The sequence below is a fragment of the Streptomyces ipomoeae 91-03 genome (genome assembly GCF_000317595.1).
Taxonomy (GTDB): domain Bacteria; phylum Actinomycetota; class Actinomycetes; order Streptomycetales; family Streptomycetaceae; genus Streptomyces; species Streptomyces ipomoeae.
This window is the reverse complement of record NZ_AEJC01000192.1, coordinates 1-11053: the sequence shown is the minus strand read 5'-3', so window position 1 is coordinate 11053 and position 11053 is coordinate 1. Positions and strand designations below refer to the sequence as shown.

General features: G+C 69.5%; 8 protein-coding genes. 6 read left to right on the top strand and 2 right to left on the bottom strand.

Annotated features, from left to right (window positions below; translation table 11 throughout):
* Positions 1-1278: citrate synthase (locus STRIP9103_RS12900; RefSeq protein WP_048820189.1), on the bottom strand; the 1278-nt coding region annotated here is incomplete at its 3' end.
* Positions 1279-1622: 344 nt separating this feature from the next.
* Positions 1623-3890: an SF1B family DNA helicase RecD2 gene (gene recD2, locus STRIP9103_RS12895; RefSeq protein WP_048820188.1), complete on the bottom strand. Its 2268-nt coding sequence runs from the start codon at positions 3888-3890 to the stop codon at positions 1623-1625.
* A gap of 244 nt (positions 3891-4134) precedes the next feature.
* Here recD2 and STRIP9103_RS12890 point away from each other — a divergent pair, with 244 nt between their 5' ends.
* The 6 genes from STRIP9103_RS12890 to rbsD all read left to right on the top strand — a co-directional run bounded on the left by STRIP9103_RS12890 (position 4135) and on the right by rbsD (position 10904).
* Positions 4135-4530, top strand: a complete 396-nt coding sequence (locus tag STRIP9103_RS12890) for a hypothetical protein (protein WP_009309468.1) — start codon at positions 4135-4137, stop codon at positions 4528-4530.
* A 342-nt stretch (positions 4531-4872) separates the two neighbouring features.
* Positions 4873-5889, top strand: coding sequence for a LacI family DNA-binding transcriptional regulator (locus STRIP9103_RS12885; protein WP_009309465.1), 1017 nt, complete (start codon positions 4873-4875; stop codon positions 5887-5889).
* Positions 5886-7424 (top strand): sugar ABC transporter ATP-binding protein, encoded by a 1539-nt coding sequence (locus STRIP9103_RS12880; protein WP_009309471.1) that lies wholly within the window; start codon positions 5886-5888, stop codon positions 7422-7424. Before STRIP9103_RS12885 ends, STRIP9103_RS12880 begins: the two co-directional genes overlap by 4 nt.
* Positions 7414-9366: an ABC transporter permease/substrate-binding protein gene (locus tag STRIP9103_RS12875; RefSeq protein WP_009309467.1), complete on the top strand. Its 1953-nt coding sequence runs from the start codon at positions 7414-7416 to the stop codon at positions 9364-9366. Before STRIP9103_RS12880 ends, STRIP9103_RS12875 begins: the two co-directional genes overlap by 11 nt.
* 159 nt (positions 9367-9525) lie before the next feature.
* Positions 9526-10518 (top strand): ribokinase, encoded by a 993-nt coding sequence (locus STRIP9103_RS12870; RefSeq protein ID WP_009309469.1) that lies wholly within the window; start codon positions 9526-9528, stop codon positions 10516-10518.
* Entirely contained in the window at positions 10515-10904 is a 390-nt protein-coding gene (rbsD, locus tag STRIP9103_RS12865; protein WP_009309472.1) for a D-ribose pyranase, read from the top strand. The genes STRIP9103_RS12870 and rbsD overlap by 4 nt, the downstream gene beginning before the upstream one ends.
* Positions 10905-11053: the final 149 nt, after the last annotated feature.

The following is an 11053-nucleotide window of genomic DNA, read 5'->3' as shown; positions in this document are numbered from 1 at the left end:
GACCGGAACGAAGTCGCGCTCCACAACACCGGTGTAGATCTGACGGGGCCGACCGATGCGGGACCCCGGCTCCTTGATCATCTCGTGCCACTGGGCGATCCAGCCCGGAAGGCGGCCGAGGGCGAAGAGGACCGTGAACATCTCGGTCGGGAAGCCCATGGCGCGGTAGATCAGACCCGTGTAGAAGTCCACGTTCGGGTAGAGGCTGCGCGAGACGAAGTAGTCGTCGGAGAGCGCGTGCTCCTCCAGCTTCAGCGCGATGTCCAGCAGCTCGTCGGACTTGCCGAGGGCCGAGAGGACGTCGTGCGCGGCAGCCTTGATGATCTTGGCGCGCGGGTCGAAGTTCTTGTAGACCCGGTGGCCGAAGCCCATCAGACGGACGCCGTCCTCCTTGTTCTTCACCTTGCGGATGAAGGAGTCGACGTCGCCGCCGGCGTCGCGGATGCCCTCCAGCATCTCCAGCACGGACTGGTTGGCGCCGCCGTGCAGCGGGCCCCAGAGCGCGGAGATACCGGCCGAGATCGAGGCGAACATGTTCGCCTGCGAGGAGCCGACCAGGCGGACCGTGGAGGTCGAACAGTTCTGCTCGTGGTCCGCGTGCAGGATGAGCAGCTTGTCGAGGGCGGAGACGACGACCGGGTCGAGCTCGTACTCCTGCGCGGGGACCGAGAAGGTCATGCGCAGGAAGTTCTCGACGTAACCGAGGTCGTTGCGCGGGTAGACGAACGGGTGGCCGATCGACTTCTTGTACGCGTACGCCGCGATCGTCGGAAGCTTGGCGAGCAGGCGGATCGTGGAGAGATTGCGCTGCCGCTCGTCGAACGGGTTGTGGCTGTCCTGGTAGAACGTCGACAGGGCGCTGACCACGGAGGACAGCATCGCCATCGGGTGGGCGTCCCGGGGGAAGCCCCGGTAGAAGTTCTTGACATCCTCGTGCAGCAGCGTGTGCTGGGTGATGTCGTTCTTGAAGCTGGAGAGCTCGTCGACGGTCGGCAGCTCGCCGTTGATCAGCAGGTAGGCGACCTCCAGGAAGGTGGAGCGCTCGGCCAGCTGCTCGATCGGGTAGCCGCGGTAGCGGAGGATGCCCGCCTCGCCGTCCAGATACGTGATGGCGGATTTATAGGCGGCGGTGTTCCCGTAACCGCTGTCCAGGGTGACCAGACCGGTATGGGCCCGGAGCTTCCCGATGTCGAAGCCCTTGTCGCCGACGGTGCTGTCGATCACCGGGTAGGTGTACTCGCCGTCGCCGTACCGCAGTACTACAGAGTTGTCGCTCACGTCTTCCCTCACCGACGTAGTGCCTCATCTTCGAGGTGCCCTGACTGTCTCTACCTTCCCCCAATTGGCTCAGGAGAGTGCACTCGGGGTCGACCATCGGGCCCGTCGGCGGCACTGAGTGCCGCCAACTTGCTCATCCTGCCCCTTCCGTCCGACATCTGGAAGGGCTGTGTGACCTTTCCGACTCGTTTGATCGATCAAATTTCACTCACGCGCCACCAAGGCCTCACGAGAGGTCCGTTCCGCAGATCCTTCGGGCCGTTCGGGACCCCTTGGGAGATCCTTCGGTCCGATGCCCGACCCGGTGATCCTGCGGTCTGGGGCCTCACTTGGTGATCCTGCGGTCACAGGGCCCGTGGCGCGAGCCGGAAGTCCAGGGCCGTGCAGCGCCGGCCCGCGGAGACCGTGCGCACCGCCTGGCCTATGGCCTTGCGGGAGCCCACCAGGACGACCAGCTTCTTCGCCCGGGTGACGGCCGTGTAGAGGAGGTTGCGCTGGAGCATCATCCAGGCCCCGGTGGTCACCGGGATCACCACGGCGGGGTACTCGCTGCCCTGGGACCGGTGGATCGTGACCGCGTAGGCGTGCGCCAGCTCGTCCAGTTCGTCGAACTCGTACGCCACCTCCTCGTCCTCGTCCGTGAGCACCGTCAACCGCTGGTCAACGGGGTCGAGAGCGGTGACGACGCCGACGGTGCCGTTGAAGACGCCGTTCTCGCCCTTCTCATAATTGTTGCGAATCTGGGTGACCTTGTCGCCGACGCGGAAGACCCGGCCGCCGAACCGCTTCTCGGGCAGATCGGGGCGCGCCGGGGTGATGGCCTGCTGGAGCAGACCGTTGAGGTTGCCCGCGCCGGCCGGGCCCCGGTGCATCGGCGCGAGCACCTGGATGTCGCGCCGGGGGTCGAGCCCGAACTTGGCCGGAATCCGCCGTGCCGCCACGTCCACGGTGAGCCGTCCGGCCTCCTCCGTGTCGTCCTCGACGAAGAGGAAGAAGTCCTTCATGCCGTCGGTGACCGGGTGGTGCCCGGAGTTGATCCGGTGCGCGTTGGTGACGACGCCGGACTGCTGGGCCTGCCGGAAGACCTTGGTGAGGCGGACCGCCGGGACCGGGCTGCCGTCGGCCAGCAGATCGCGCAGCACCTCGCCGGCGCCGACGCTGGGCAGCTGGTCGACGTCCCCGACGAACAGCAGATGCGCCCCCGGAGGCACCGCCTTCACCAGCTTGTTGGCGAGCAGCAGGTCCAGCATGGACGCCTCGTCGACGACCACCAGGTCCGCGTCCAGCGGGCGGTCCCGGTCGTACGCCGCGTCGCCGCCCGGCTTCAGCTCCAGCAGCCGGTGGACGGTGGAGGCCTCGGCCCCGGTCAGCTCGGCGAGGCGCTTGGCGGCGCGGCCGGTCGGGGCGGCGAGGACCACCTTGGCCTTCTTGGCGCGGGCCAGCTCGACGATGGACCGGACCGTGAAGGACTTGCCGCAGCCCGGGCCGCCGGTGAGCACGGCCACCTTCTCGGTGAGCGCGAGGCGTACGGCCGCCTCCTGCTCCGGCGCCAACTCCGCGCCCGTACGCCCCTTGAGCCACGCCAGCGCCCTGTCCCAGGCCACGTCCCGGAAGCCGGGCATCCGGTCCTCGTCGGTGCGCAGGAGACGCAACAGCTGGGCGGACAGGGAGAGTTCGGCGCGGTGGAACGGGACGAGGTAGATCGCGGTGACCGGCTCACCGTGCTCACCGGGCACCTTCTCCCGTACGACACCGGGTTCGCCGGAGTCCTCGTCCGGCTGGGCCAGTTCCGCCAGGCACTCGATGACCAGGCCCGTGTCGACCTGGAGGAGCTTGACCGCGTCGGCGATCAGCCTCTCCTCCGGGAGGTAGCAGTTGCCCTGGTCGGTGGCCTGCGAAAGGGCGTACTGGAGGCCCGCCTTGACGCGCTCCGGGCTGTCGTGCGGTATGCCGACGGACTGGGCGATCTTGTCGGCGGTGAGGAAGCCGATGCCCCAGACGTCGGCTGCCAGCCGGTACGGCTGGTTCTTCACGACGGAGATCGAGGCGTCGCCGTACTTCTTGTAGATGCGCACGGCGATGGACGTCGACACCTCGACCGTCTGGAGGAAGAGCATGACCTCCTTGATCGCCTTCTGCTCCTCCCAGGCGTCGGCGATCTTCTTGGTGCGCTTGGGGCCGAGGCCCGGGACCTCGATGAGCCGCTTGGGCTCCTCCTCGATGATCTTCAGGGTGTCCAGGCCGAAGTGCTGGGTGATGCGGTCGGCGAAGACCGGGCCGATGCCCTTGACGAGGCCCGAGCCGAGGTAGCGGCGGATGCCCTGGACGGTGGCCGGGAGGACCGTCGTGTAGTTCTCGACGGTGAACTGCTTGCCGTACTGCGGATGGGACCCCCAACGCCCCTCCATCCGCAGCGACTCCCCCACCTGCGCGCCGAGCAGCGCGCCGACGACGGTCAGCAGGTCGCCGCCGCCCCGGCCGGTGTCCACGCGCGCGACCGTGTAGCCGTTGTCCTCGTTGGCGTAGGTGATCCGCTCCAGGACACCTTCGAGCACGGCCAGGTGCCGCTCCCCCGCGCCCGACCGCCCCGTCTGCCCCTCCCGACTGACCATGATCCGACGGTACCGCCCGGGTCGGACAACGGGAGCGAGTCGGCGTACGCGACCTGCTCGAAAGCGACCGCTCAGTAAAACCACAGGGTAATCCTTCTTCACCTTTCAATCACAAGAAGAGACCGAACTTTACACTTCAAGCATCATCTGGAATGCGGTTGTCCATTTCCTCCATGGTAAGATGAAAAGGCCGCCCCCCACACAAGGTCGGCTCCCAGTGAGAAACTTTTGAAGGAGCTCCTGAATGCGATTCGGAAAGCCCGCACGGAAAGCCTCCGCCTTACGCGCCGTCGGCGCCCTTTGCCTGGCCGCCGCCGTGACCGGCGCCATCGCGGCCCCCGCCCAGGCCGACGCGCCCGGCCACCCGGGCAAGCACTATCTGCAGGTGAACGTGCCATCGGACGTCCGCACCATCGGGGTCGCCGGTGGCGGTGTGCAGCAGTGTTTCCGGGTCACACCGGGTGCGTGGAACGACACCAGGGCACTCGTCAGCAACGGCGCCCAGGTCGAGGTCTGGGGATACACCGTGGCCGACTGCGCCAACCGCACCACGGCAAACCAGAAGTACTACGACAAGGCCGCCGCCCCCTCGGACTCCTCCACCTATTTCTGGTTCACGCTGAAGAACCTGCGCGTCTGAGCGACAGGAAAGTGACAGCAAACCGCCCCGGCGCAATACCGCCCGGGGCGGTTCCCTTTTCCTGGAAAATCCGCTTCACACGAGAAATCACATCTAAGAGGCCCATAAGAACGGGCCCTCACCGGCCCGCCGTCAGCAGGACGCGCCCGTACGCCGCACGACAGGCCGCGCTCGCGCGCGCACGCCGTGTGACCGCAGGCGTGGTCCGACCTCGTCACGATCTGGTCTCGGGGCTTGATAAGCGGTGTGTAATCGATTCCAATCCTCCCTGCAGAGGTCGATGTAATCGATTCCACGCAGTCTTCACGGGCTGCACGAGTTCCACGAGGAGGTGGAGCGGCGATGGCCAGCATCAAGGATGTCGCTGCCGAGGCGGGGGTCTCCGTCGCCACGGTGTCGCGCGTCCTGAACGACCATCCGTCGGTCAGTGAGGACGCACGCACGCGTGTGCTGGCCGCCGTGGCAGCGCTGGAGTACCGCCCCAACGCCGTCGCCCGCTCGCTGCGCACCGATCAGACCCACACCCTCGGCCTTGTGATCAGCGACGTGATGAACCCTTACTTCACGGAGCTGGCGCGGTCCGTGGAGGAGGCGGCTCGGGCGCTGGGGTACAGCGTGATCATCGGGAACGCCGACGAGCGGCCCGAGCTTCAGGATCACCATGTGCGGAACCTCCTCGATCGGCGGATCGATGGGCTTCTCGTGTCCCCCACCGACGGCGGGTCCCCGCTCGTGCTGGACGCCGCCCGCTCGGGCACTCCGATGGTGTTCGTGGACCGGTGGATCCCTGGTGTGGACGTGCCGGTGGTGCGGGCGGACGGGCGGGGTGCCGTACGGGATCTCGTGGCGCATCTGTACGGGCTCGGGCATCGGCGGCTCGCGATCATCGCGGGACCGGCGGCGACCACCACCGGGCGGGAGCGGGTCGAGGCCTTCCGGGATGCCCTCGCCGAGTACGGGATTCCGCTCCCGGACGCCTACACAGGGCAGGGCGACTTCCAGGCCGAGAGTGGGCGTCGGGTGACTGAGGGGTTCCTGTCGCTCGCCGAGCCGCCCGAGGTCGTGTTCGCCGCCGACAACCTGATGGCTCTCGGCGCGCTGGACGCCGTACGCGCGCGTGGAATGCGCGTTCCGGAGGACGTCGGTCTGGCCGCGTTCGACGACATCCCCTGGTTCGTGCACACCGATCCGCCGATCACCGCGATCGCCCAGCCCACGGGTGAGCTGGGGCGGGCCGCCGTACGGGCCCTGATCGACCGCATCGAGGGGCGGCCCCCCGCCTCCGTCGCCCTCCCCGCCCGTCTCGTCGTACGCCGCTCCTGCGGCGAGGACCCCGCACAGAACAGGAGCCAGTCGTGAGCAACGCGGACGAGTTGCTGCGCATCGAGGGCATACGGAAAACCTTCCCGGGCGTGGTCGCGCTGGACGGCGTCGACTTCGATCTGCGCCGGGGCGAGGTGCACGTACTGCTCGGTGAGAACGGCGCGGGCAAGAGCACGCTGATCAAGATGCTCTCCGGGGCCTATCGGCCCGACGCCGGGCGCGTCTTCGTCGATGGCCGGGAGGTGACCATCCACGGGGCGCAGGACTCCGAGCGCCTCGGGATCGCCACCATCTACCAGGAGTTCAACCTCGTGCCCGACCTCACGGTCGCCGAGAACATCTTCCTGGGGCGGCAGCCCCGTCGCTTCGGGATGATCGACCGGAAGCGGATGGAGGCCGACGCCGCCGAACTGCTGGAGCGGGTCGGCGTGCAGGTGTCCCCACGCGCGCGTGTGCGTGAACTCGGTATCGCGCGGCTTCAGATGGTCGAGATCGCCAAGGCGCTCAGCCTGAACGCGCGCGTGCTCATCATGGACGAGCCGACCGCCGTGCTGACGACCGAGGAGGTCGACAAGCTCTTCGCCATCGTGCGCAGGCTGCGTGAGGACGGCGTCGGGATCGTCTTCATCACCCATCACCTGGAGGAGATCGCCGCCCTGGGGGACCGGGTCACCGTCATCCGGGACGGGAAGAGTGTCGGACAGGTGCCCGCCTCCACGCCCGAGGACGAGCTCGTACGGCTGATGGTGGGGCGGTCGATCGAGCAGCAGTATCCGCGGCGGCAGCCGGACGCCGGGGAGGCGTTGCTCGTCGTCGAGGGGCTGACCAGGGACGGTGTCTTCCATGACGTGAGCTTCGAGGTGCGGGCCGGTGAGGTCGTCGGCATCGCGGGGCTCGTGGGGGCCGGTCGTACGGAGGTCGTGCGGGCCGTCTTCGGCGCCGATCCGTACGACAAGGGCGCCGTGAAGGTCGGGGGCGCCCCGGTGCCCAAGGACGACGTCAACGCGGCGATGGCGGCCGGGATCGGGCTCGTGCCCGAGGACCGCAAGGGTCAGGGGCTGGTGCTGGACGCCTCCGTCGAGGAGAACCTGGGGCTGGTCACCCTGCGGGGCGCCACCAAAGGCGGGTTCGTGGACCTCAAGGGGCAGCGGGCCGACGCCGCCCGGGTCGCCGAACAGCTCGGGGTCCGGATGGCCGGGCTGCACCAGCACGTACGCACCCTCTCCGGTGGCAACCAGCAGAAGGTCGTCATCGGCAAGTGGCTGCTGGCCGACACCAGGGTGCTGATCCTCGACGAGCCCACGCGCGGCATCGACGTCGGCGCGAAGGTCGAGATCTATGAGCTGATCAATGAACTCACCGCTCAAGGTGCCGCCGTTCTCATGATCTCCAGTGATCTGCCCGAGGTGCTCGGCATGAGCGACCGGGTGCTGGTCATGGCCCAGGGGCGGATCGCGGGCGAGCTGCACGCCGCCGACGCCACCCAGGACGCGGTGATGGCCCTCGCCGTCTCCGCCCCCACCACCACAGTTGAACCCGCTACCGAAGTGGAGGCCCCCCGTGGCCGCTGACACGCTCAAGAGCACGACGGGCGCGAGTGGCGCCTCGGGGCTTCGCCGGCTCCTGCTCGACAACGGGGCGCTCACCGCGCTCATCGCCCTCGTCATCGCGATGTCGGTGCTCTCCGGCGACTTCCTGACGACCGACAATCTGCTCAACATCGGCGTCCAGGCGGCCGTGACCGCCATCCTCGCCTTCGGTGTCACCTTCGTGATCGTCTCGGCGGGCATCGACCTGTCCGTCGGCTCGGTGGCGGCGCTGTCGGCCACCGTCCTCGCCTGGAGCGCCACTTCGGAGGGCGTGCCGGTCTGGACAGCCGTGATCCTGGCGATCGCCACCGGCCTCGCCTGCGGTCTCGTCAACGGCGCCCTGATCTCGTACGGGAAGCTCCCGCCGTTCATCGCGACGCTCGCCATGCTGTCCGTGGGACGGGGACTGTCGCTGGTGATCTCGCAGGGCAGTCCGATCCCGTTCCCGGACTCGGTCTCGCACCTCGGTGACACGCTGGGCGGCTGGCTGCCGGTGCCGGTCCTGGTGATGGTCGTGATGGGGCTGATCACGGCGGTGATCCTCGGGCGGACGTACATCGGGCGTTCCATGTACGCGATCGGCGGCAACGAGGAGGCCGCGCGGCTGTCCGGGCTCCGGGTGAAGCGGCAGAAGCTGGCGATCTACGCGCTGTCCGGGCTGTTCGCCGCCGCGGCCGGCATCGTGCTCGCCTCCCGGCTGTCCTCCGCGCAGCCGCAGGCCGCACAGGGCTATGAGCTGGACGCGATCGCGGCGGTCGTCATCGGCGGTGCCTCGCTGGCCGGTGGTACGGGCAAGGCCTCGGGGACGCTGATCGGCGCGCTGATCCTGGCGGTGCTGCGGAACGGGCTGAACCTGCTGTCGGTGTCGGCCTTCTGGCAGCAGGTCGTCATCGGTGTCGTCATCGCGCTGGCGGTGCTGCTGGACACGGTCCGCCGGAAGGCCGGGGCGACCCCGGTGGCGGCCGGTGCCGGGGGCTCGGCCGACCGGCGCAAGCAGGCGGTGACGTATGTGCTGGCCGCGGTGGTCGCGGCGGCGGTCGTGGGCGCGACGACGTTCCTGCACGGCGGTTCGTCGGCGGCGGCCGGCCAGAAGCTGGGGCTGTCCCTGTCGACCCTGAACAACCCCTTCTTCGTGCAGATCAAGGACGGTGCCCAGGAGGAGGCGAAGAAGCTCGGCGTGGACCTCACCGTCACCGACGCGCAGAACGACGCCTCGCAGCAGGCCAACCAGCTGCAGAACTTCACCAGCGAGGGCGTCGACTCGATCATCGTCAACCCGGTGGACTCCGACGCGGCGGGCCCCTCCGTGCGCGCCGCCAACAAGGCCGACATCCCCGTCGTGGGCGTCGACCGGGGCGTCAACAAGGCGGAGACCGCCGCGCTCGTGGCCTCCGACAACGTCGAGGGCGGCAAGCTGGGCGCCAGGGCGCTGGCCGACAAGCTGGGCGGCAAGGGCAAGATCGTCATCCTGCAAGGGCTGGCCGGTACCTCGGCGAGCCGGGAGCGCGGCGCGGGCTTCGCGGAAGGGCTCAAGGCCTATCCCGGGATCGAGGTGGTCGCCGAGCAGCCCGCCGACTTCGACCGCACCAAGGGCCTCGACGTGATGACGAACCTGCTCCAGGCCCACCCCGACATCGACGGTGTCTTCGCCGAGAACGACGAGATGGCCCTCGGCGCCGTCAAGGCACTCGGCGACAAGGCCGGCACGTCCGTCGCCGTCATCGGCTTCGACGGCACGCCCGACGGGCTGAAGGCCGTGAAGAACGGCACGCTGTACGCGTCGGTCGCCCAGCAGCCGACCGAACTGGGCCGGATCGCGGTCCGGAACGCGCTCAGGGCCGCCGAGGGCAAGGGTGTCGAGAAGACGGTGAAGGTGCCGGTGAAGGTGGTCACGGCGAAGAACGTGGACGAGTTCAGCGGCTGACAGGATGCGGTGGCCGGGCGGGGAGACGACAGACCCGTCCGGCCGCCGCTGCTTTCCGCCCGGCGGAGCGACCGACCGGCGGGCGGCACACAACGACTCTCCGCCCTCGGCGAGACCGGTCGGCGGGCGGCTCAACCCACCTGTACAGGGAGATGGTTCATGTACGACTACGACCTCCTGGTCGTGGGATCGGCCAACGCCGACCTGGTGATCGGTGTCGAGCGCCGACCGGGGGCCGGTGAGACGGTGCTCGGCTCCGATCTGGCCGTGCACCCGGGCGGCAAGGGCGCCAACCAGGCGGTGGCGGCGGCCCGGCTCGGGGCGCGTACGGCGCTGCTCGCGCGGGTCGGCGACGACGGCAACGGCCGGCTGCTGCTCGACTCGCAGCGGGACGCGGGGGTCGACACGGCGGGGGTGCTGGTCGGCGGGGCGCCCACCGGGGTCGCCCTGATCACGGTGGACCCCTCGGGGGACAACAGCATCGTCGTGTCGCCCGGCGCCAACGGGAGGCTGACCCCCGAGGACGTCCGGGCGGCCGACGCGCTCCTGCGGGCCTCCCGGGTCGTCTCGGCGCAGCTGGAGATCCCGTTGGAGACGGTCGTGGAGGTCGTACGGCGGCTGCCGGAGGGCACCCGGTTCGTGCTGAACCCGTCGCCGCCGCGGGAGTTGCCGGAAGAGGTGCTGGCCGCGTGCGATCCGCTGATCGTCAACGAGCACGAGGCGAAGGTCATCGTCGGGGGTGAACTGGCGGGCTCCCCCGAGGACTGGGCGCGGGCGCTGCTGGCGCTCGGGCCGCGTTCGGTGGTCGTGACGCTGGGCGCGGAGGGCGCGCTGGTCGCCACCGCCGAGGGCAGTGCGCGGGTGGCCGCCGTGAAGGTGGACGCCGTGGACACCACCGGCGCCGGGGACGCGTTCACCGCGGCGCTGGCGTGGAAGCTGGGCGCCGGCGTGGAGCCGGCCAAGGCCGCCCGGTACGCGGCCCGGGTCGGGGCCGCCGCCGTCACCAGGGCCGGGGCCCAGGCGTCCTTCCCCACCGCCGAGGAGGTGGCGGCCCTGTGCCGTGTTTTCCCGGGGGACGACCCCCGGACCCCCGGCCGGGAAAACAGGTCGGCCGAAGTGACCGGAGACACTGTGCGAGGCGAGTTCGAGTGAAACGGGCCGGGATACTCAACCGCCATCTGGCCGGTGCGCTCGCCGAGTTGGGGCATGGGCACGGGGTGCTGGTGTGCGACGCCGGGATGCCGGTGCCGGAGGGGCCGCGCGTGGTCGACCTCGCCTTCCGGGCCGGGGTGCCGTCCTTCGCCGAGGTGCTGGACGGGCTGCTCGACGAACTCGTGGTCGAGGGCGCGACCGCCGCGTACGAGGTCCGCGAGGCGAATCCCGAGGCGGCGGCGCTGCTCCAGGGCCGGTTCGCCGAGCTGGAGCTGGTCTCCCACGAGAAGCTGAAGGAGCTGTCGGAGGGGGCGCGGCTGGTCGTACGGACCGGGGAGGCGCGGCCGTACGCGAATGTGCTGTTGCGCTGCGGCGTTTTCTTCTGACGCGGGGTTCTTCTCCTGACGCGGGGTTCTTCTTCCGGAGCGCCGGGAACATGGGAGGGCTTCCGAGGATGTGGGGAGGCTTCGCGGGGCGCCCCGGAGCTTCGCATGGCGTCCCGGAGCTTCGCGGGGCGCCCCGGACGCTTCGAGGG